The 20730-nt window shown below is 69.3% G+C and carries 18 protein-coding genes; 10 read left to right on the top strand and 8 right to left on the bottom strand.

The window, feature by feature from the left end:
- Positions 1-17: 17 nt before the first annotated feature.
- Both WS49_RS02010 and WS49_RS02005 read right to left on the bottom strand, forming a co-directional pair.
- Positions 18-959 carry an ABC transporter ATP-binding protein gene (locus WS49_RS02010; protein WP_059523998.1) on the bottom strand — a complete coding sequence of 314 codons (942 nt, stop codon included), beginning with the start codon at positions 957-959 and terminating at the stop codon, positions 18-20.
- A complete protein-coding gene (locus WS49_RS02005) occupies positions 956-2080 on the bottom strand; it encodes an MlaE family ABC transporter permease (protein WP_059523996.1) in 1125 nt (374 codons plus the stop codon). The genes WS49_RS02010 and WS49_RS02005 overlap by 4 nt, the downstream gene beginning before the upstream one ends.
- 319 nt (positions 2081-2399) lie before the next feature.
- Here WS49_RS02005 and WS49_RS02000 point away from each other — a divergent pair, with 319 nt between their 5' ends.
- The 5 genes from WS49_RS02000 (at position 2400) to WS49_RS01980 (ending at position 7732) form a co-directional block, all read left to right on the top strand.
- On the top strand, positions 2400-4463 hold the full coding sequence (locus WS49_RS02000) for a bifunctional 2',3'-cyclic-nucleotide 2'-phosphodiesterase/3'-nucleotidase (RefSeq protein ID WP_059523994.1): 2064 nt from the start codon (positions 2400-2402) through the stop codon (positions 4461-4463).
- A gap of 14 nt (positions 4464-4477) precedes the next feature.
- A complete protein-coding gene (locus tag WS49_RS01995; RefSeq protein ID WP_059523992.1) occupies positions 4478-5323 on the top strand; it encodes a tetratricopeptide repeat protein in 846 nt (281 codons plus the stop codon).
- A 286-nt stretch (positions 5324-5609) separates the two neighbouring features.
- Positions 5610-6530, top strand: coding sequence for a biotin--[acetyl-CoA-carboxylase] ligase (locus tag WS49_RS01990; protein WP_059523991.1), 921 nt, complete (start codon positions 5610-5612; stop codon positions 6528-6530).
- The gene (locus tag WS49_RS01985) at positions 6527-7315 is read left to right on the top strand and encodes a type III pantothenate kinase (RefSeq protein WP_059523989.1); all 789 of its coding nucleotides are present in this window, start codon (positions 6527-6529) and stop codon (positions 7313-7315) included. The genes WS49_RS01990 and WS49_RS01985 overlap by 4 nt, the downstream gene beginning before the upstream one ends.
- A gap of 174 nt (positions 7316-7489) precedes the next feature.
- A complete protein-coding gene (locus tag WS49_RS01980; protein WP_059511893.1) occupies positions 7490-7732 on the top strand; it encodes a hypothetical protein in 243 nt (80 codons plus the stop codon).
- Positions 7733-7748: 16 nt separating this feature from the next.
- On the opposite strand, the gene rfaE2 is transcribed toward WS49_RS01980, so the two are convergent.
- From rfaE2 to WS49_RS01950, 6 genes are all read right to left on the bottom strand, one after another.
- Positions 7749-8234 (bottom strand): D-glycero-beta-D-manno-heptose 1-phosphate adenylyltransferase, encoded by a 486-nt coding sequence (rfaE2, locus tag WS49_RS01975; protein ID WP_059451616.1) that lies wholly within the window; start codon positions 8232-8234, stop codon positions 7749-7751.
- Positions 8235-8396: 162 nt separating this feature from the next.
- The gene (locus tag WS49_RS01970; protein ID WP_059451551.1) at positions 8397-9275 is read right to left on the bottom strand and encodes a ferritin; all 879 of its coding nucleotides are present in this window, start codon (positions 9273-9275) and stop codon (positions 8397-8399) included.
- Positions 9276-9759: 484 nt separating this feature from the next.
- Entirely contained in the window at positions 9760-10986 is a 1227-nt protein-coding gene (locus WS49_RS01965) for a patatin-like phospholipase family protein (protein ID WP_059523987.1), read from the bottom strand.
- A 24-nt stretch (positions 10987-11010) separates the two neighbouring features.
- Entirely contained in the window at positions 11011-11763 is a 753-nt protein-coding gene (locus tag WS49_RS01960; RefSeq protein ID WP_059523985.1) for a PhaM family polyhydroxyalkanoate granule multifunctional regulatory protein, read from the bottom strand.
- 79 nt (positions 11764-11842) lie between these two features.
- On the bottom strand, positions 11843-12670 hold the full coding sequence (locus tag WS49_RS01955) for an enoyl-CoA hydratase/isomerase family protein (protein ID WP_059523983.1): 828 nt from the start codon (positions 12668-12670) through the stop codon (positions 11843-11845).
- A gap of 140 nt (positions 12671-12810) precedes the next feature.
- A complete protein-coding gene (locus WS49_RS01950) occupies positions 12811-13803 on the bottom strand; it encodes a fumarylacetoacetate hydrolase family protein (protein ID WP_059523981.1) in 993 nt (330 codons plus the stop codon).
- Positions 13804-13929: 126 nt separating this feature from the next.
- Between WS49_RS01950 and WS49_RS01945 the strand changes: the two genes are divergently transcribed.
- The 5 genes from WS49_RS01945 (at position 13930) to metH (ending at position 20688) form a co-directional block, all read left to right on the top strand.
- Positions 13930-14805, top strand: coding sequence for an IclR family transcriptional regulator (locus WS49_RS01945; protein ID WP_059523979.1), 876 nt, complete (start codon positions 13930-13932; stop codon positions 14803-14805).
- A gap of 117 nt (positions 14806-14922) precedes the next feature.
- A complete protein-coding gene (locus WS49_RS01940) occupies positions 14923-16173 on the top strand; it encodes a DUF3108 domain-containing protein (RefSeq protein ID WP_059523977.1) in 1251 nt (416 codons plus the stop codon).
- A 245-nt stretch (positions 16174-16418) separates the two neighbouring features.
- A complete protein-coding gene (locus WS49_RS01935; RefSeq protein WP_006477667.1) occupies positions 16419-16676 on the top strand; it encodes a BTH_I0359 family protein in 258 nt (85 codons plus the stop codon).
- A 180-nt stretch (positions 16677-16856) separates the two neighbouring features.
- Positions 16857-17924, top strand: a complete 1068-nt coding sequence (locus WS49_RS01930; RefSeq protein ID WP_059523975.1) for a homocysteine S-methyltransferase family protein — start codon at positions 16857-16859, stop codon at positions 17922-17924.
- 46 nt (positions 17925-17970) lie between these two features.
- Positions 17971-20688, top strand: coding sequence for a methionine synthase (gene metH / locus WS49_RS01925; protein WP_059523972.1), 2718 nt, complete (start codon positions 17971-17973; stop codon positions 20686-20688).
- Positions 20689-20730: the final 42 nt, after the last annotated feature.

Here is a 20730-nt window from a genome sequence, read left to right as displayed (position 1 = left end):
CTTGCTTCTTGCCTTTCCTACAATTCGACGCTCGACAGCGCCGGTTCGAGGGCCGCCTTCGGCAGCTTCGCGCGCCGCTCGGGCGGCAGCGCCTGCAGTGCGCGGCGCCCGCGCAGCCCCAGGAAATATTCGTGGATGAACGGATGGTCGACGTTCGCGGCCTCCTCGACCGGCGCCGCCACAAGCACCTTGCGATCGGCCAGCACCGCGACGCGCGTCGACAACGCGACCATCGTGTCGAGATCGTGCGTCACCATCACGACGGTCAGCCCGAGCGTGCGGTGCAGCGTCGCGATCAGCTCGACGAATTCGTCGGACGCCTGCGGGTCGAGCCCCGCGGTCGGCTCGTCGAGGAACAGCAGCTCGGGCTCGAGCGCGATCGCGCGCGCGATGCCGACCCGCTTCACCATCCCGCCCGACAGCGCGGCCGGCATCTTCGACGCGTGCTTGCACGGCAGCCCGACCATCTCGAGCTTCAGCATCACGATGTCGTGCAGCAGGTCGGGCGGTACGCGGCCGAGCTCGCGCAGCGGCTGCGCGACGTTGTCGAACACCGTCATCGACGAGAACAGCGCGCCCTGCTGGAACAGCATCCCCGAACGCGTGCGCATCATCCGCGCGCTCGCGTCGTCGATCTTCGACGTGTCTTCGCCGAACACCTTGATCGTGCCCGACGTCGGCCGCTCGAGGCCGAGGATCTGCCGCACGAGCGTCGTCTTGCCCGAGCCCGAGCCACCGACGATCGCGACGATCTCGCCGCGCCGCACGTCGAAATCGAGCTTCTGGTGAATGATGTTGCGCCCGTAGCGCTTCGTCAGGTTGCGCACCTCGATCACGAGGTCGTCGCCGTGCGCGGCCGCCGGCGGCGTGCCGACCGTGCCCGCGCCGACTGCCGCGGCATGTGCGCTGGCGGCATCGGCCGGCACGGCACCGGCCGCGGGTTGTTTCGACGCGTTCATCCGAGCCCCACGTTCTGGAACAGGATCGCGAACACCGCATCGGCGAGGATCACGACCGTGATCGACGACACGACCGACGTCGTCGTGCCTTCGCCGAGGCTTTGCGAGTTCGCCTTGATCCTGAAGCCGAAATGACATGCGACCAGCGCGATCAGCATGCCGAACACGACGCCCTTGCCGAGGCCGATGTACAGGTTCGCGATCGGCACGACGCCCGGCAGCGAGCGCACGAAATAGTTGACGTCGATCCCGAGCACGAACTTCGCGGCAAGCGCGCCGCCCGTCAGCGCGACGATGTTGGTCCACATCACCAGCAGCGGCATCGCGACGCCGAGCGCGAGCACGCGCGGCAGGATCAGCCGCAGCCCGTGCGGAATGCCCATCACGCGCATCGCGTCGAGCTCCTCGGTCACGCGCATCACGCCGATCTGCGCGGTGATCGCCGAGCCCGAGCGGCCCGCGACGAGGATCGCCGACAGCACGGGCCCGAGTTCGCGAATCACCGACAGCCCGAGGATGTTCACGATGTAGCGGTTCGCGCCGAACATCTGCAGCTGCTGCGCGGACAGATAGCTGAGCACGATGCCGATCAGGAATGCGACCAGCGCGGTGATCGGCAGCGCCTGCGCGCCGGCGCTGTAGATGTTCGCCGAGGTTTCCTTCCACGGCATCGTCTGCGGCCGGCGCAGCACCGACAGCGCGTCGAGAATCACGAGGCCGAACATCGCGATGCCGCCCTGCAGGTGTTCGCCGAACGCGAAGATCGCCTGGCCGAGGCGCGTGACGGGATCGAAGCGCGCGACGCGCTCGGGCGCCTCGCGCTGGCTGTCGAGACGTTCGATCCGCTCGAAGATCGTGCGCTGCGTGGCGGTCAGCTCGACGCCGGCCGGCAGCTTGCGGCCCCATACGCGCCACAGCGCCTGGCCGCCGACGTGATCGAGCCGCTCGATGCCGGACAGATCCCATTCGTTCACGCGCCCGGACGCGATGCCCGCGATGCGGCGCGCGACCTCGCCGCGATTGCGCGCGAGCGCGAGCGCGGTCCACTGGCCGGTCAGGCGCACCGTCTGGCCCTGGCCGCCGGCGTCGACCGACAGGCCGGGAGGTGTGTCGAAGTCCAAGGGCGGGTTGTTTGCAAAAGGATGACAGCGGCCATTGTATCGAACCGTCCGGCGCCGCGACGTGAGGATTGCCGCCGGGGCGCGCAGCCGGGCGCGCCCGGCGCCGACGCCGGGCCAAAGGCGCCTCGTCGAGGGCGCCCGGCCCGCCACGGCGCGGCGTTCGCCGCCGCAGCGGCGTGCCGGGCACGCGACCTTTCATTCTTCCGTCACGTTTCCTTTCGATACTCTCACGCGCCGCACGTCAGGCCGTCGGCGCCCGCGCCGCCATTTCGCTGCGCTCCTCGCGATTCATAGAACAGAACACCAAACAGGACAATCGATGCGTCTCCCCCCGCTTTCCCGCCGCCGCGCGACCGCCGCCGCCGCGCTCGCCAGCCTCGCCTTCGCCCTCGCCGGTTGCGGCGGCGACGACGTCACCGCTCCGCCGTCGTCGCAGACGCAGGCGCCCGCCGGCACGACGGCCACGCTCGCGCTGCTCGAAACGACCGACCTGCACACCAACGTGCTGTCGTACGACTATTTCAAGCTCGCCGCCGACAAGTCGCTCGGCTTCGAGCGGGTGTCGACGCTGATTGCGCAGGCGCGCGCGCAGTATCCGAACACGCTGCTGCTCGACAACGGCGACACGATCCAGGGCACCGCGCTGTCGGATTACCAGGCGCTCGTGAACCCGATCGGCTGCGACCAGACGCTCGCGATCTACAAGGTGATGAACGCGGCGAAGTTCGACGGCGGCGGGATCGGCAACCATGAGTTCAACTACGGCCTGCCGTACCTGTCGCAGGTGACCGGCAACACGTTCGACGTCGACGGGCTGCCGGCCCCCGCGCAGCAGAAGAAGTGCGCGGGCCCGAACTTCCCGCAGGTGCTCGCGAACGTGATCAGCGCGCGGACCAACGCGCCGCTGTTCACGCCGTACACGATCCTGACCCGCACCGTGACGGCCGTCGCGCCCGACGGCAAGACCGTCAGCGCGCCGGTGAAGATCGGCATCATCGGCTTCACGCCGCCCGCGATCATGAGCTGGGACAAGCGCTGGCTCGACGGCAAGGTCTACACGACCGGCCTGAAGGAAGCGGCCGAGAAGTACATTCCGGAGATGCGCGCGAAGGGCGCCGATCTGGTCGTCGCGATCTCGCACGGCGGCCTCGACAATGCCGCGTATTCGCCGACGATGGAAAACGGCAGCTGGTGGCTGTCGAAGGTGCCCGGCATCGACGCGATGCTGATCGGCCACTCGCACCAGGTGTTCCCGGACGCGAACAGCACCGTCGCGCAGTTCAACCTGCCGGGCGTCGACAAGGCGAAGGGCACCGTCAACGGCGTGCCGACCGTGATGGCGAACTACTGGGGCAAGCATCTCGGCGTGATCAAGCTCGGCCTGAAGTTCGACGGCAACGCGTGGAGCGTCGACAAGTCGCAGACGACCGTCGAGGCGCGGCCGATCCAGAACGCCGACAAGAGCTACGTCGCCGCCGATCCGTCGGTGTCCGCCGCGATCGCCGCCGAGCACCAGGCGACGATCGACTACGTGAAGACGCCGATCGGCTCGACCGACTACCGGATGAACTCGTACTTCGCGGACGTCGGCGATCCCGGCGCGATCCAGATTGTCAACGAGGCGCAGGCCGACTACGTGAAGACCTACGTGCAGGCGAACCTGCCGCAATACGCGTCGCTGCCGGTGCTGTCGGTCAGCGCGCCGTTCAAGAGCGGCTTCGGCGGCGGCAGCGACTACACCGACGTCGCGCCGGGCGCGCTCGCGATCAACAACGCGGCCGACCTGTACCTGTATCCGAACACCGTGTACGCGGTGAAGGTGAGCGGCAGCGACGTGAAGAACTGGCTCGAGACGGCCGCGAAGCGCTTCAACACGATCGATCCGACCAAGGCGACCGTGCAGCCGCTCGTCAGCAGCTTCCCCGGCTACAACTTCGACATGTTCACGTCCGCGGATCTGGCGTACGAGATCGACGTCACGCAGCCGGTCGGCAGCCGGATCAGGAACCTGACGTACAAGGGCGCGCCGATCGACCCGAACGCGCAGTTCATCGTCGCGACCAACAACTACCGCGCGAGCGGCGGCGGCAACTTCCCGGGCCTCGACGGCAGCAAGACGATCTTCGCGTCGCCCGACGCGAACCGCGACGTGCTGATCGCGTTCATCAAGAAGCGCGGCGCGATCACGCGCGCGGCGGACGGCGCGCAGCGCAGCTGGCGCTTCACGAAGCTGGCGAGCTCGGTCGCGCACGTGCAGTTCACGTCCGCGCCGAACCGGCTCGGCGACGCGGCGGCAGCCGGCCTGACCGGCCTCACGCAGGTCGCGGCCGACGACGGCTCGGGCAAGAACCTCGCCCTCTACGAGATCGACCTCACGCAATGACCACGAGACCCGCGATGCAACCGATCCGGACGATGCGGCCCGCCGAGGCCGGCTTCGCCGCCGCCGCGCGGCGCCTGCTGCGCGCGAAACTCCCGCCGGCCGCGCTGCTCGCGGCGGCGGCCGTGACCGTTGCGGCCGTCGTCGCGGCGACGGGCTGGCGCGCCGCCGGCCCCGCGCCGAGCGCCGCGCAGCTCGACGAATGGCAGGCGATGGTCGCGCAGGCCGTCGAGCCGCACGCGCTCGCGCAATTGCGCATCCTTGCGCGGCGCGGCTCGGGCGACGCGCAGGCGGCGCTCGGCATCGCGCTCGTCGATGCGCGCGAGCCGGGGCTGCGCGACGAGGGACGCGGCTGGCTCGAAACCGCCGCGCAGGCGGACCCGAAAGCCGACACGCCGGCCGCGCGGCGTGCGCAGCTGGCGCTCGGCAAGGCGCTGCTGCTCGGCAGCGGCGACCTCCCGAAGGACTACGCACGCGCCCGCACGCTGCTCGGCGAAGCGGCCGGACACGGCGATCCGGCCGCCGCGTATTACCTCGGGCTGATCCATCGCAGCGGCTACGGCATCGCTGCCGACCCGGTGCAGGCCGCGCACTGGTTCGAGATCGCGTCGCGCGCGGACATCCCGGCCGCGGATTTCATGCTCGCGAACGCGTACCGCGAAGGCAGCGGCGTGCCGCGCGACGAAGCGCGCGCGCTCGCGCTGTATCGCCGTGCGGCGGAACACGAGCTGCCGGAAGCCGTGCAAACGCTCGCAATGGCCTATCGCAACGGCGAGCTGGGGCTCAAGCCCGACGCGGACGAATTCCATGCGCAGTGGATCGAGACCGCGCATGCGTTGAAGCATCCGGTCGTCGCGCCGTGACGGTGCGTCGGCCGCGCGGGCACAGACGCGGCGGCAGAGCGAGCTGACTCCCCGCGCATCGACCGCCCGCAACGGGAATCGGCCCGCCACGCCGGCCCTGAAGGGGCAGGACGCTGCTTGCCCGCGAAAACGTCCGAAGAGGGCGTCAAGGCGCTGGTGCAGATCGAGAAGCACCGAGCCGCGCGGGCGGCGGCTTTGCGCAGGTCGCGTGCGGGCCGCCGCCCCGGCCCCGCCCGTCGTGCGCGCCGCCCGTCACGCACGGCCCCCTGTCGCTACAATAGGCGCCATGAACGCCCCCACCTCCTCCGACACGCCCGATTCCGGCGACGCGCACATCGCGCGCAACCGGCTCGAGGCCCACCTGGACGCCGCGCCGCGCGCGTGGCCGCTCGACATCGTCGCCGCCACCGGCTCGACCAACGCCGACGTCGCGACGCGCCTCAAGGCGCTCCCGCGCACCGCGAACGCGCTGCCCGCGCCGCTCGTGCGCGTCGCGTTCGAGCAGACGGCGGGCCGCGGCCGGCAAGGCCGCCCCTGGTTCGCGCAGCCCGGCAACGCGCTGCTGTGCTCGGTCGGCTGCATCGTGCCGCGCCCCGTCGACGCACTGGGCGGCCTCAGCATCGCGATCGGCGTCGCGCTCGCGGAAGGGCTCGCCACGCTGCCGCTCGACGACCGCGCGCGCGTCGCGCTCAAATGGCCGAACGACCTGCTGCTGACGACCGCCGACGACGGCACGTCGCGCATCGTCGGCAAGCTTGCCGGGATCCTGATCGAAACCGTCTGGACCACCGCCGACGCGACCGCCGTCGTGATCGGCTTCGGCATCAACGTGCGCGGCGCGGAAGCCGTCGCCGCGCAGGTCGATGCGCTGCGTGCGCGCGAAGCAACGCTCGCGAGCGGGCTGCCGCCGGCGGCGCTGTCGGCCGCGTGCGCATCGGCGAACCTCACCGATACGCTCGCCGCGGCGCTGAACGCGCTCACGCCCGCACTCGCGCAGTTCGGCACCGACGGGCTCGCGCCGTTCCTGCCGCGCTGGCACGCGCTGCACGCTTATGCGGGGCGCGAAGTCGTGCTGCTCGAACAGGGCGTCGAACGCGTGCGCGGCATCGCGACGGGCATCGACGCGACCGGCCAGCTGCTGCTCGACACGCCCGACGGCATCCAGGCGATCGCGGCCGGCGACATATCGCTGCGCGAAGCGCAATGAACGAACCGCATCTGCTGATCGACGCCGGCAACAGCCGGATCAAGTGGGCGCTCGCCGACGCGCAGCGCACGCTCGTCGACACCGGCGCGTTCGGCCATACGCGCGACGGCGGTGCCGATCCCGACTGGTCGGCCCTGCCGCGTCCGCATGGCGCATGGATCTCGAACGTCGCGGGCGCCGACGTGGCCGCGCGGCTCGACGCGCTGCTCGACGCCCGTTGGCCGGGCCTGGCGCGCACGACGATCCGCTCGCGGCCCGCGCAATGCGGCGTGACGAACGGCTATACGACGCCCGAGCAGCTCGGCAGCGATCGCTGGGCCGGCCTGATCGGCGCACGGGCGGCGTTTCCGGGCGAGCATCTGCTGATCGCGACGTTCGGCACGGCGACGACGCTCGAAGCGCTGCGCGCGGACGGCCGTTTCACCGGTGGGCTGATCGCGCCGGGCTGGGCGCTGATGATGCGCGCGCTCGGCACGCACACCGCGCAGCTGCCGACGCTGACCACCGACATCGCGAGCGGGCTGCTCGCGGGCGCGCAGGCCGAGCCGTTCCAGGTCGATACGCCGCGCTCGCTGTCGGCGGGCTGCCTGTACGCGCAGGCGGGGCTGATCGAGCGCGCATGGCGCGATCTCGCCGATGCGTGGCAGGCACCGGTGCGGCTCGTGCTGGCAGGTGGCGCGGCGGACGATGTCGCGCGCGCGCTGACGCTGCCGCATACGCGGCACGACGCGCTGATCCTGTCGGGGCTTGCGTTGATCGCCGCGGACGCGGCGGCGCGGAACTGACGGAAACCGGTCGGCATCGCGCCGGCCGCGTCGACGGAGGCCCGACTGCGGGCTTCGTCACGGTGGGGATGGAAAACGGGCGCCGGCGCGTGCGCCCGTGCAGACAGCCGGCCGCACGTGCCTGCGGCCCGAGCGAACGGTTGAACGACTGAACAACGACGAGGAGTGTCGACGATGCTGCGCTGGCTGATCGCTGTTCTCATTCTCGCGAACCTGCTTGCGTTCGTCGCCGTGCGCGGCGTGTTCGGGCCGCTGCCGGCGGCCGGCCCGCGCGAACCGGGCGTGCTGTCCCGGCAGGTTCGGCCCGATGCGTTGCATGCGATGCCGCTCGCGCAGGCGAGCGATCAGCCCGTGATCGGCGGTCCGATCGGCGCGCCGGCCGTGACGGCCGAGCCGCTCGCGGCATCCGCGCCCTGACGGCGCGGCACCCGGATCACGACTGCTGCGCGCGCACCTTCTTCAACAGCGCGGTGGTCGAGCGGTCGTGCTCGAACGGAATCGCGAGCGCCCGCCCGCCCCAGCCGCGCACGATGGCCGATTCCGGCAGCGCGTCCATGTCGTAGTCGCCGCCCTTCACGAGAATGTCCGGACGGACGGCCTCGATCAGCGACACCGGCGTCTTTTCCTCGAATTTCACGACCCAGTCGACGCTTTCCAGCGCCGCGAGCAGCGCCATCCGGTCTTCCTCGCGGTTGATCGGACGGTCGTCACCCTTGCCGAGCATGCGCACCGACGCATCGCTGTTCACGCCGACGATCAGGCACGCGCCGAGCGCCTTCGCATCGGCGAGATACGTGACGTGGCCACGGTGCAGGATGTCGAACACGCCGTTCGTGAACACGACGGGCGAAGGCAGCGAAGCGCGCAGGGCAACGAGGGCGTCGCGGGTGATCAGCTTGCGTTCGAAGGTAGCGGACATGATGAATTTCGGATGGCGTGAGCGGCGCGCGGTGCACGTCGCGACGAAACACGGCGGCGCCAGATAAAAAGCCCGCCGGATGGCCGGGCGGGCTTCATGCGGGAATACACTGCGGCGATCGCGACCGGCGGCGCTTCACGCCGGCTGCGATGCCGCGCGGCCTCAGGCCGGTTGCGCGGCCGACGACGGGCCGCTTTCGGACTGCAGGCGGCCGGTGACTTCCTTGCGGTAGCGGTTCAGCTCCTGGGCGGTCGCGAACGTGCGCTCGAACAGGATCGACAGGTTGTGCAGGATCCGTTCGACGACCTTCTTTTCCCACTCGCCGTCGAAGCGGATCTGCTCGTCGAGCCAGCGCTCGAGCCATTCCGGATCGGGCAGGCGCGACTGCACGGTGTCGCGCGGGAACAGCGCCTGGTTCACGTGCAGGTTGGTCGGGTGCAGCGGCTTCTCGGTGCGGCGCGCCGACGCCATCAGCACGCCGATTTTCGCGAACGCCGCGCGCGCGACGTCGCCGCAATTGTTCAGCGCCTTCTTCATGTAGCGCAGGTATGCGCCGCCATGGCGCGCTTCATCGCGCGAAATCGTTTCGTAGATGTGCTTGATGACGGGCTCGGTGTGCCAGTCGGCCGCGCAGCGATACCAGTGGTTCAGGCGGATCTCGCCGCAGAAATGCAGCATCAGCGTCTCGAGCGGCGGCGCCGGATCGAATTCGAAGCGCACCGCGTGCAGTTCCTCTTCGGTCGGCACCATTTCCGGCCGGAAGCGGCGCAGGTATTCCATCAGCACGAGCGAATGCTTCTGCTCCTCGAAGAACCACACGCTCATGAACGCGGAAAAGTCGCTGTCGTGCTGGTTGTCGCGCAGGAACATCTCCGTAGCGGGCAGTGCCGACCATTCGGTGATCGCGTTCATCTTGATCGTCTTCGCCTGCTCGTCGGTGAGCAGCGAAGCGTCGAACTTGTCCCACGGAATGTCCTTCTCCATGTCCCAGCGGACAGCTTCGAGCGACCTGTAAAGTTCCGGATAAAGCATGGTGTTCATGATGGTCCCACCCCTGTTCTGCGCAATGCGACTTCTCTAAACGTGACTGTTGCCGCGTGGGCGCGCGAGCGCGCCTTTTGCAGCCAAGACTCTAATTTTACGCGTGTATCCAGCCCCCGGACGCAGTTTCCGCGTCCGGCAACCGGGCGGCCGCGCCGCCGCCTTGAAGCACGCCGCGGCCCCGCTCTGCTCGAACGGTACCGGCCGCGCGTGCCTGATGTGGGGGCCGGCGCAGGCCGGCTCGGTGGCGAGCCCGCCCGGCGCCACGCGGTTCCCGGACGGGTTCCCGTGCGACCGCCGGACCGGCGGGCTGCTCGATATGGTGTATACGGCGGCGGCCATGATAGCACGCGCGCATGACGGTTCCGAGACGTGGAGCCGGTCGCGTGCCGCCAACGCCGGTGCGGCGATCGGTCGCGGGCGGCCGTCGCGAAAACGCAACCGATATGTAAGTTTCATCCGTTTCGGCCCCGCTCCGCGCGCATCAGACCCGTATTTCGCCGGTCGCGCGACCGCTCTCCGGCGGCAGGCCGGATGCCGGCCCGCTGCCGCCGTCGGCCCCCGCGATCCAGTTCGCCAGCGTGTCGCGCTGCGCGCGCCCGTCGCGATAGCCGAGTTCGATCAGCTCGCGCGTGAAGGCCTCCTCGAACAGCAGATAGCTCGCGAACGACGCGCCGGCCGGCTGGCTGCCGCCGATTGCGCCGAGCAGCCCGCGCATCGTCGCCGGCATCTGCTTCAGGTGTTTCGCGGCGATCAGCTCGATGCGCTCGGACGGTGCGATCGCGAGCACGTCGACGTGCCGCCAGCCGCTGTCCACTTCGACCTGGTGCGGCAAGTGCTCGATCATCTGATTGATGTGCTCGATCCGCTCGATGTCCGAGCCGATCGAGTCGAGAAACACGCTCGCGAGCACCTGCTGGCCGATCTGCGCGAGCGTCGGGTAGCCGCGCACCCGTCCCGAACCGTTCGCGGCCGGGATCTCGGGCCGCGGGTCGGCCGCGCCGACGACGACGATCCGGTTCGCGCCGAAGTGGATCGCCGGCGACAGCGGCGCGACCTGCCGGATCGAGCCGTCGCCGAAATATTCGATCTGGCCGTCGAGCACGAGCGGCACGGCCGGAAACACGAACGGAATGGCCGACGACGCAAGCAGGTGCGATGCCGACAGATCGACGAGCCGCGCGGTGCGCTGCGCGCGCCGCCATGCCTGGATCGGCTCGGCGGCCTGGTAGAACGTCAGGTGCCGGCCGCTCGAATAGCTGAGCGCCGTCACCGAGAGCGCGTGCAGCAGCCTGCTCTCGAGCATCTGCTCGATCCGGTGAAAGCTCAGCTCGCGCTGCAGCAGATGTGCGAGCGGCGCGTTGTCGAGCAGCCCGCGCGGCGACCGGCGCGCCGCCCAGCCGAAGGTCATCGTCGCGAGCCAGCGTGCGCCCGCCGCCGCGATGCCGAGCCAGTCGGTGCGATACACGTAGTCCGCGCGCAGCGGTTCCCAGAATTCGAGCAGACGGCGCACGCCATGCGAAAAGTCGTCCGCGTGGCTCGCGATCGACGTCGCGTTGATCGCGCCGGCCGACGAGCCGCAGACGACCGTGAACGGCACGGTGTGCCGGTTCGGATCGGCCTCGCGCGCGATCTCGGCCAGCGCCTTCAGCACGCCGACCTGATAGGCGGCACGTGCGCCGCCTCCCATCAGCACGAGCGCGAGCCGCATGATCGACCTGCTATCCGGTTGGCGTCACGTCGAGCGCTTCGGCGGACGCGTTTCGGGCGACGAGGCGGCCGCCGCGCGCGCCGCGGCCGAGCCGGCCGGCTTCGCACGCTTCGCGGCCGGCTTGCGCGGCGCGGCGGCCGCGGCCGGTGCGGGCTGCTCCGCCCGCGCCGTCGATGCGGCCTGCCCGGACGGCGCGGCGCCCGCCTCCGCGGGCTGCGCGCCCGGCTGCGTCATCGCGAGGCTCGCGAGCTGGTTGAACTGCGCCTGCAGCAGGTTCCACCAGCCGGCGGGATCGAACGCCTGCTGCGCGGCGTCGCCTGCGGGCGGTTCGTCAGCCGCGGCAGCGGCATCCGGTGCTTGCGGCGCATCGGCGCGCGGCGCGGACGCCGCTTGCGCGGCCGCGGCCGCCGCCTCCTCGGCCGCCGACATCGAGCTTTGCGCGAACGCGCCGAACGCGCGCAGCGTCGCGAGCGTCGCGCGCTGCACCTCGAGCGCCTGGATCGCGGACTGCAGCATGCCGAGATTGAGCTTGAGCCACTGCTCGACCGCGCGCAGATCGGTGATCCGCTTGTCGAGCTCCTCGACGCTCGTGAGCGGCGCCATCATGTCGGACATGCTCGACAGCGACGGCGGCAGGCCCGACGCGGCGCCGGGAAACGACGCCATCCCGCCGAACGGCGACATCCGCATCATGTCCCACATCCGGTCGAGCATGTCGGCAGGCTTGAAACCGGCAAAGCCGGCGAAAGGATTGGAGCCGGAGGCATCGGTCGTCATACGGGCATCCTGGTTGACTGGGTGGGCGATGCGGCCGGCACGAGTCGCGCGGCCGCCCTTGATCCGATCATAACGCGCGTCAGAACGGTGCGTCGCCGGGGAAATCGGGCGGGCGCCGCTCGCGCAGCGAGCGGATGCCTTCCTGCACGTCGGGCCCCGAGAAGCCCATGAATTCGAGCGCGAGCGACGTATCGAAGGTCGGCCCGGCGCTGCGCAGCCAGTTGTTCAGCGCGTACTTGGTCCAGCGGATCGCCGACTGCGACCCGTGCGCGAGCCGCTCCGCGACCTCGTACGCCTTCGGCAGCAGGTCGGCCGGCTCGACCGCGAGCGACACGAGGCCGATCCGCTCGGCCTCCTCGCCGCTCACGGGTTCGCACAGCAACAGGTAATACTTCGCCTTCGCCATCCCGCACAACAGCGGCCACACGATCGCCGCGTGATCGCCGGCCGCGACGCCGAGCCGCGTATGGCCGTCGATGATGCGCGCATCCTTCGCGGCGATCGAGACGTCGGCGAGCAGCCCGGCGACGAGCCCCGCGCCGACGGCCGGGCCGTGCATCGCGGACACGATCGGCTTGCTGCAATTGATCACGTTGTAGACAAGGTCGCGCGCCTCGCGCCACACGCGGGCGCGCACGTCGAAGTCGTTCGCCATCGCCTCGACGAGCGCGAGATCGCCGCCCGCCGAAAAGCCCTTGCCCTCGCCGCGGATCACCGCGACGCGCGTGTCGGGATCGCGGTCGACGTCGCGCCAGATGTCGGCGAGCTCGCGATGCATGCGCTCGTTCGCGGTCGCGAGGCCGCTGCGGTTCGCGCCCTCGCCGCTCATCACGATGTCGAGCACGCCATGATCGCGGCGCGTCACCTTCAATGCTTCGTAACCGCCGTACGCGGCGAGATCGGTCATGCGCAGCTCCCGGGTTCTTGAAATGCTGAAACGCCTGAATCGAGTGTAGCCAAGCCCGCGCGGGCAAACATCAGGCGAAACCCGGCGCGCGGGCCGGAGCCGGGCTTCGCGCCGGGTTCGCGCCGGGTTTCGCGCAGACGTCAGGCCGCGCCGTCGGGCGGGGCGACCGACTGCTCGATCGCACCGAAGATCGACTTGCCGGCCGCGTCGAACATCTCGATGCGCACGGTGTCGCCGTAGCGCATGAATTCGGTCTGCGGCGCGCCGTGCTCGATCGTCTCGAGGCAGCGCTTCTCGGCGATGCAGCAGTAGCCGCGCTTCGCGTCCTTGTTCGACACCGTGCCCGAGCCGACGATCGAGCCGGCACGCAGGTTGCGCGTCTTCGCCGCATGCGCGATCAGCTGGCCGAAGTGGAACACCATGTCGGTGCCCGCGTCGGGCTGGCCGACCTTCCTGCCGTTCCAGTGGACGATCATCGGCCGGTGCACGCGGCCCTCGCGCCATTCGTCGCCGAGCTCGTCGAGCGTCACCGCGACCGGTGCGAACGCGGTGGCCGGCTTGCTCTGGAAGAAACCGAAGCCCTTCGCGAGTTCGGCCGGAATCAGGTTGCGCAGCGACACGTCGTTCACGAGCGTGACGAGCCGCACGGCCTTCAGCGCGTCGTCGGGCGAGGCGCTCATCGGCACGTCGCCGGTGATCACCGCGACCTCGGCCTCGAAGTCGATGCCCCATTCCTCGGACGGGCACACGATGTCGTCGCGCGCGCCGAGGAAATCGTCGCTGCCGCCCTGGTACATCAGCGGATCGGTCCAGAACTCAGGCGGCATCTCGGCGCCGCGCGCGCGGCGCACGAGCTCGACGTGGTTCACGTACGCGGAGCCGTCGGCCCACTGGAACGCGCGCGGCAGCGGCGCCATGCAGTTCGCCGGATCGAACGCGAACGCGTTGCGCGCGCGGCCGTGGTTCAGCGCGTCGTACAGATCGCGCAGTTGCGGCGCGTAGAACGCCCAGTCGTCGAGGACGCGCTGCAGCGTCGGTGCGATCGCATCGGCGATCGCCGCGGTGTGCAGGTCGCGCGACACGACGATCAGCTGGCCGTCGCGCGTGCCGTCCTTCAGCGATGCAAGTTTCATGGGGTATCTGCCGTTGTAGTGACGATGGAGGGAATCTATTTTACGATGGTGAATCCGTGCGGCGCGCCACGATCGTGCGCGCCGTTTTCGTCCCGACCCTTGCCGCCTTGTCGCGCCCCGTTGCCCATGCCCGCCAGCCCGCTTCCCGACGACGATCTCGCCGATTCCGACACCGACGACACCGGCTCCGGCGAGCACGGCGAAGGCGGCGAGAAGGTCCGCTCCGGCATCCAGTCGATCGAGGTCGGCTTCCGCCTGCTCGACGTGCTGACGAGCGAGCCGCGCGCGATGATGCTGCGCGATCTCGCGCAGCGCGCGGGCATGAGCCCGGCGAAGGCGCACCGCTATCTGGTCAGCTTCTCGCGGCTCGGCGTCGTGTCGCAGGATCCCGTGTCGGGCCGCTACGAACTCGGCGGCTTCGCGCTGCAGATGGGGCTCGCGCGGCTCGCGCGCGTCGACGGCGTGAAGCTCGCGCGGATCGCGCTGACCGAGTTGCGCGACCGCGTCGACCAGACGGTCGGCATCGCGGTGTGGGGCAACCAGGGGCCGACGATCGTGCACTGGATGGAATCGAGCCACCCCGCGAAGGCGTCGCTGAAGCTCGGCGACGTGATGCCGTTGCTCGGCTCCGCGACGGGCCTGCTGTTCGCCGCGTACCTGCCGCGCAGCAAGACCGCGGCGATGCTCGAACGCGAGCTCGCCGATACGCGCCGCTCGCCGCATCACGGCGGCCCGCGCACGCTCGACGAGGTCGAGGCGGTGCTCGCCGACGTGCGCGCGCATCAGGCCGCGCGCGTCGAAGGGATGCTGCTGCCGACGATCCATGCGTTCTGCATGCCGGTGTTCGATGCGGTCGGCGAACTCGCGCTCGCGATCGTCGCGCTCGGCCAGGAAGGCATGTTCGACATCGCGTGGGGCGGCGAGATGGACACCGCGCTGCGTGCATGCGCGCAGAAACTGTCTTACGAACTCGGCTATAGTCCGGACGCGCGCGACGCCTGACACGCGGGGCGTGCGACACCCGCGCGATGTACCGCGAACGCGCGGCGCACCCGGCGGTCCGATGGCTGTGACGCGCGCCGCGCGCCGCGACTGCCCCAACCCTGTTCCGTTTCGCCGATGCCGCCTGCCGACACCCGTCCTCGTCACGCCCTGCCCCGCCACTGGCTGCGCGTGGGCGTCGCGCTCGTCGTCGTGCTGGTGCTGCACGCGCTCGCGGCGTTGTGGCTGACGCGCAGCCGCGATGCGTTCACGCCGCCCGCGCCCGCCGAGATACCGGTGCAGATCGAGCTGCTGAAGCCGCGGCCGATCGAACGCCAGCCCGCGCCGAAGCCCACCGAACATCCCGCCGAGCCAGCGCCGGCGAAGCCGGCCCCCGCCGCGCCGAAGCCTGCGGCGAAACCCGCGCCGTCGCCCGAGCCGGTCCTCACGTCGACGCAGACGGCCGAGCAAGGCGAGCCGCCGCCGGCCGCCGCCTCCGCGGCCTCTGCTGCGAGCGGCGCGGCAGGCGCATCCGGCACGCAGGCGGCATCGGCCGGCGAAGCCGGCGGTGCAGCGACACCGGGCCCCGCGGCGAGCGGCGTGAAGTTCGCCGCACCGCCGCCCGGCGACCTGCAGTACGACACGTTCTACAACGGAATGCAGAACATGATCGGCACGATCCACTGGCGCACCGACGGCCGCACCTACGACCTGTCGGTGTCGATGCCCGTGCCGTTCGTCGGCCCGTTCAGCTATCGCAGCGAAGGCCGCATCGACGCATTCGGCGTCGCGCCCGACCGCTATGTCGAAAAGCGCGGCAAACGGCCCGAGGACATCGCGATCTTCAACCGCGAGATCCGTCAGGTCGTCTTCACGCGCACGCCGAACAACGCGCCGCTGCCCGACGGCGTGCAGGACCGCTTCAGCATGCTGATGCAGTTGTCGGGGCTCGTGCGCGGCAATCCGTCCGCGTATCAGCCGGGCGTCACGCAGCAGTTTTTCGTGATCGACAACAACAACGGCGAGACCTGGCCGATCACGGTGATCGGCGACGAGGACGTGCAGACGCAGGCCGGCATCGTCCGCGCACGCCACTTCATGCGGCTGCCGCGCCGCGACGGCGACACGCGCCGCATCGACATGTGGCTCGCGCCGTCGCTCGGCTGGCTGCCCGCGCGGCTCGTACAATCGGAACCGAACGGCTCGCAGATCGAGCTGCTGTGGCACGGCCGGCTCGCCCCGCCCGATGCGCCTGCCGATGGCGCGACGCAAGGCGCAACGAACGCGCCTGCCAGCGCACCGGCCGCGGAGCCGGCACAACCCGCGCCGGCGCCCGCCGAGCAGGCACCAGCGGTTGCGCCGCCGGCAGCGTCGCAGCCCGAGCAGTGACGATCGACCAATCGGCAATTTCGACCGATTAAAGCTCTCGCCAAAATGGCCGATGACACTCTTTAACAACTATTTCGGTGCACCGGATCACAATAAGAAACGTTTGACAGATATCGGCTTCTAACCCGATACACCCCACGCAAACGGGAGAACGGGGTGTGCAGCGCAAGCCCCTTGAAACCGGCAAGGCCTGCCCCACCTACGGGACAACAAGGCCAGATGCCACTGCGAAGAGGAGTGCCGCCATGCAAATGATCTACAACAGCCCCAACTACTGCGTCGTCGAGTTTGCGCCGCAGGCCGGCCACCATCTGATGAATGCCGGCGGATACGAAATCGTCGACAAGAACGCGCAGCGCGAGATCTTCATCGACGGCGAACTCGCCGAGCGATTCCGCGCACACGTGAAGCAACTGATCGAGGATGAACCGTCGCTCGACGAAGTGGACGAATTCCTCGGACAGTTCGACAGTCTGATGATGATGCCCGTCGTCCTGCACTGACGACCCGCGGCCCGGCGCATCGCCGGGCCATTCGCCGCGTTCGAGCGGCGCCGCGAGCACTCCGATCCAAGCCCCCGTCCGGTTCGCCGGGCGGGGGTTTTCGTTTGTTGGCGCGGGCCGGGCGGCGCCCCGGCGCACCGGCTACAATGACGGTTTTCCCGTCTTCGCCGCTCTTCCGCCATGTCCGCGACCCCTCTCGCCGCTTCCGCCCCGCTCGACGCGCCCTACACGCGCGGCGCCGACCTGCCCGCGCTGCTGAAATCGCGCATCCTGATCCTCGACGGCGCGATGGGCACGATGATCCAGCGCTACAAGCTCGACGAGGCCGCGTATCGCGGCGAGCGTTTCAAGGATTTCCCGCGCGACATCAAGGGCAACAACGAACTGCTGTCGCTCACGCAGCCGCAGATCATCAGCGAGATCCACGACCAGTACTTCGCGGCCGGCGCGGACATCGTCGAAACCAACACGTTCGGCGCGACGACGGTCGCGCAGGCCGACTACGGGATGGAAGACCTCGTCGTCGAGATGAACGTCGAATCGGCGCGGCTCGCGCGCGAATCCGCCGCCCGCTACAGCACGCCTGCCAAGCCGCGCTTCGTCGCGGGCGCGATCGGGCCGACGCCGAAGACGGCGAGCATCTCGCCGGACGTCAACGACCCGGGCGCGCGCAACGTCACGTTCGACGAGCTGCGCAACGCGTATTACCAGCAGGCGAAGGCGCTGCTCGACGGCGGCGTCGACCTGTTCCTCGTCGAGACGATCTTCGACACGCTGAACGCGAAGGCCGCGCTCTTCGCGCTCGACGAACTGTTCGAGGACACCGGCGAGCGCCTGCCGATCATGATCTCGGGCACCGTGACCGACGCGTCGGGCCGCATCCTGTCGGGCCAGACGGTCGAGGCGTTCTGGAATTCGCTGCGTCACGCGAAGCCGCTCACGTTCGGCCTGAACTGCGCGCTCGGCGCGGCGCTGATGCGCCCGTACATCGCCGAGCTCGCGAAGCTGTGCGACACCTACGTGTCGTGCTACCCGAACGCGGGCCTGCCGAACCCGATGAGCGACACCGGCTTCGACGAGACGCCGGACGTCACGTCGGGCCTGCTGAAGGAATTCGCGCAGGCCGGGCTCGTGAACCTCGCGGGCGGCTGCTGCGGCACGACGCCCGAGCACATCGCCGAAATCGCGAAGGCGCTCGCCGACGTGAAACCGCGCCGCTGGCCGAGCCAGTACAGCGACGCCGCCTGACCGACCGCCCCAACGCCCGCCCTACCTCATACGAATTCGCACCGCCATGACCGATCACATGATGCGCCTTGCCGGCCTCGAGCCGTTCAACGTCACGTCCGGGACGCTCTTCATCAACGTCGGTGAACGCACCAACGTCACCGGCTCGAAGGCATTCGCGCGGATGATCCTCAACGGCCAGTTCGACGAGGCGCTCGCCGTCGCGCGCCAGCAGGTCGAGAACGGCGCGCAGGTGATCGACATCAACATGGACGAGGCGATGCTCGATTCGAAGGCGGCGATGGTGCGCTTCCTGAACCTGATCGCATCCGAGCCGGACATCGCGCGCGTGCCGATCATGATCGACTCGTCGAAGTGGGAAGTCATCGAGGCGGGCCTCAAGTGCGTGCAGGGCAAGGCGATCGTGAACTCGATCTCGCTGAAGGAAGGCGAGGAAGCGTTCCGCCACCACGCGAACCTGATCCGCCGCTACGGCGCGGCCGCGGTCGTGATGGCGTTCGACGAGACGGGCCAGGCCGATACCTACGAGCGCAAGACCGAGATCTGCAAGCGCTCGTACGACTTCCTCGTGAACGAAGTCGGCTTCCCGCCGGAAGACATCATCTTCGACCCGAACATCTTCGCGGTCGCGACCGGCATCGAGGAGCACAACAACTACGCGGTCGACTTCATCGAGGCGACCCGCTGGATCAAGCAGAACCTGCCGTACGCGAAGGTGAGCGGCGGCGTGTCGAACGTGTCGTTCTCGTTCCGCGGCAACGACCCGGTGCGCGAGGCGATCCACACCGTGTTCCTGTATCACGCGATCCAGGCGGGCATGGACATGGGCATCGTGAACGCGGGGCAGCTCGGCGTGTATGCCGATCTCGACCCGGAACTGCGCGAGCGCGTCGAGGACGTGATCCTGAACCGCCGCGCGGATTCCACCGACCGCCTGCTCGAGATCGCCGACAAGTTCAAGACCGGCGCCGCGAAGAAGGAGGAGAACCTCGAGTGGCGCAACCAGCCGGTCGAGAAACGCCTCGCGCACGCGCTCGTGCACGGCATCACGAACTTCATCGTCGAAGATACGGAAGAAGCGCGCGCGGCCATCGCCGCGGCCGGCGGCCGCCCGATCAACGTGATCGAAGGCCCGCTGATGGACGGGATGAACATCGTCGGCGACCTGTTCGGCCAGGGCAAGATGTTCCTGCCGCAGGTCGTGAAATCGGCGCGCGTGATGAAGCAGGCGGTCGCGCACCTGATTCCGTTCATCGAGGAAGAGAAGCGCCTGCTCGCCGAAGCGGGCGGCGACGTGCGCGCGAAGGGCAAGATCGTCATCGCGACCGTGAAGGGCGACGTGCACGACATCGGCAAGAACATCGTGTCGGTCGTGCTCCAGTGCAACAATTTCGAAGTGGTCAACATGGGCGTGATGGTCCCGTGCAACGAGATCCTCGCGAAGGCGAAGGTCGAGGGCGCGGACATCATCGGGCTGTCGGGCCTCATCACGCCGAGCCTCGAGGAAATGGCATACGTCGCGTCCGAGATGCAGCGCGACGACTACTTCCGCGTGAAGAAGATTCCGCTGTTGATCGGCGGCGCGACGACCTCGCGCGTGCATACGGCCGTGAAGATCGCGCCGCACTACGAAGGCCCCGTCGTCTACGTGCCGGACGCCTCGCGCTCGGTGTCGGTCGCGTCGAACCTGCTGTCGGACGAAGGCGCGGCGAAGTACCTCGACGAACTGAAGTCCGACTACGAACGGATCCGCGACCAGCACGCGAACCGCAAGGCGCAGCCGATGGTCACGCTCGCCGAAGCGCGCGCGAACAAGACGAAGATCGACTGGGCCGGCTACCAGCCCGTGAAGCCGAAGTTCATCGGCCGCCGCGTGTTCCGGAACTACGACCTGAACGAGCTCGCGAACTACATCGACTGGGGCCCGTTCTTCCAGACCTGGGACCTCGCGGGCCCGTACCCGGCGATCCTGAACGACGAGATCGTCGGCGAATCGGCGCGGCGCGTGTTCTCGGACGCGAAATCGATGCTCGCGCGCCTGATCCAGGGCCGCTGGCTGACCGCGAACGGCGTGATCTCGCTGCTGCCGGCGAACACGGTCAACGACGACGACATCGAGATCTACACCGACGAGTCGCGATCGGAAGTGCTGATGACGTGGCGCAACCTGCGCCAGCAGAGCGTGCGTCCGGTGGTCGATGGCGTGATGCGCCCGAACCGCTCGCTCGCCGACTTCATCGCGCCGAAGGAATCGGGTGTCGCCGACTACATCGGGATGTTCGCGGTCACGGCCGGGCTCGGCGTCGACGTGAAGGAAAAACAGTTCGAAGCCGACCACGACGACTACAGCGCGATCATGCTGAAGGCACTGGCCGACCGCTTCGCGGAAGCGTTCGCCGAGGCGATGCACGCGCGTGTGCGCCGCGAGCTGTGGGGCTATGCGAGCGGCGAGACGCTCGACAACGATGCGCTGATCGCCGAAAAGTACGCGGGCATCCGCCCGGCGCCCGGCTACCCGGCGTGCCCCGACCATCTGGTGAAGCGCGACATGTTCGACGTGCTGCAGGCGAACGAGATCGGCATGAGCGTGACCGATTCGCTGGCGATGCTGCCGGCGGCCAGCGTGTCGGGTTTCTACCTCGCGCACCCGGACAGCACGTATTTCTCGGTCGGGAAAATCGGTCAGGATCAGCTCGAGGACTACGCGCAACGCATGGCCCTGTCACTCGACGACGCGCGCCGCGCGCTCGCGCCGCAGCTCTGATCGATGCGCGACCGGGGCGGCCTCGGCGCCTTTTGATCAGAC

This window comes from Burkholderia sp. RF7-non_BP4, from assembly GCF_001521935.1.
In the GTDB taxonomy this organism is placed as follows: domain Bacteria; phylum Pseudomonadota; class Gammaproteobacteria; order Burkholderiales; family Burkholderiaceae; genus Burkholderia; species Burkholderia diffusa.
The sequence above is the reverse complement of the archived record's forward strand: the minus strand, read 5'-3'. Positions and strand labels throughout refer to the sequence as shown.

Excerpts from the sequence above, each read along its gene's own strand:
- WS49_RS02010 (WP_059523998.1), bottom strand. The coding sequence starts at position 959 with ATGAACGCGTCGAAACAACCCGCGGCCGGTGCCGTGCCGGCCGATGCC.
- WS49_RS02000 (WP_059523994.1), top strand. The coding sequence starts at position 2,400 with ATGCGTCTCCCCCCGCTTTCCCGCCGCCGCGCGACCGCCGCCGCCGCG.
- WS49_RS01995 (WP_059523992.1), top strand. The coding sequence starts at position 4,478 with ATGCAACCGATCCGGACGATGCGGCCCGCCGAGGCCGGCTTCGCCGCC.
- WS49_RS01990 (WP_059523991.1), top strand. The coding sequence starts at position 5,610 with ATGAACGCCCCCACCTCCTCCGACACGCCCGATTCCGGCGACGCGCAC.
- WS49_RS01985 (WP_059523989.1), top strand. The coding sequence starts at position 6,527 with ATGAACGAACCGCATCTGCTGATCGACGCCGGCAACAGCCGGATCAAG.
- WS49_RS01980 (WP_059511893.1), top strand. The coding sequence starts at position 7,490 with ATGCTGCGCTGGCTGATCGCTGTTCTCATTCTCGCGAACCTGCTTGCG.
- rfaE2 (WP_059451616.1), bottom strand. The coding sequence starts at position 8,234 with ATGTCCGCTACCTTCGAACGCAAGCTGATCACCCGCGACGCCCTCGTT.
- WS49_RS01970 (WP_059451551.1), bottom strand. The coding sequence starts at position 9,275 with ATGAACACCATGCTTTATCCGGAACTTTACAGGTCGCTCGAAGCTGTC.
- WS49_RS01965 (WP_059523987.1), bottom strand. The coding sequence starts at position 10,986 with ATGCGGCTCGCGCTCGTGCTGATGGGAGGCGGCGCACGTGCCGCCTAT.
- WS49_RS01960 (WP_059523985.1), bottom strand. The coding sequence starts at position 11,763 with ATGACGACCGATGCCTCCGGCTCCAATCCTTTCGCCGGCTTTGCCGGT.
- WS49_RS01955 (WP_059523983.1), bottom strand. The coding sequence starts at position 12,670 with ATGACCGATCTCGCCGCGTACGGCGGTTACGAAGCATTGAAGGTGACG.
- WS49_RS01950 (WP_059523981.1), bottom strand. The coding sequence starts at position 13,803 with ATGAAACTTGCATCGCTGAAGGACGGCACGCGCGACGGCCAGCTGATC.
- WS49_RS01945 (WP_059523979.1), top strand. The coding sequence starts at position 13,930 with ATGCCCGCCAGCCCGCTTCCCGACGACGATCTCGCCGATTCCGACACC.
- WS49_RS01940 (WP_059523977.1), top strand. The coding sequence starts at position 14,923 with ATGCCGCCTGCCGACACCCGTCCTCGTCACGCCCTGCCCCGCCACTGG.
- WS49_RS01935 (WP_006477667.1), top strand. The coding sequence starts at position 16,419 with ATGCAAATGATCTACAACAGCCCCAACTACTGCGTCGTCGAGTTTGCG.
- WS49_RS01930 (WP_059523975.1), top strand. The coding sequence starts at position 16,857 with ATGTCCGCGACCCCTCTCGCCGCTTCCGCCCCGCTCGACGCGCCCTAC.
- metH (WP_059523972.1), top strand. The coding sequence starts at position 17,971 with ATGACCGATCACATGATGCGCCTTGCCGGCCTCGAGCCGTTCAACGTC.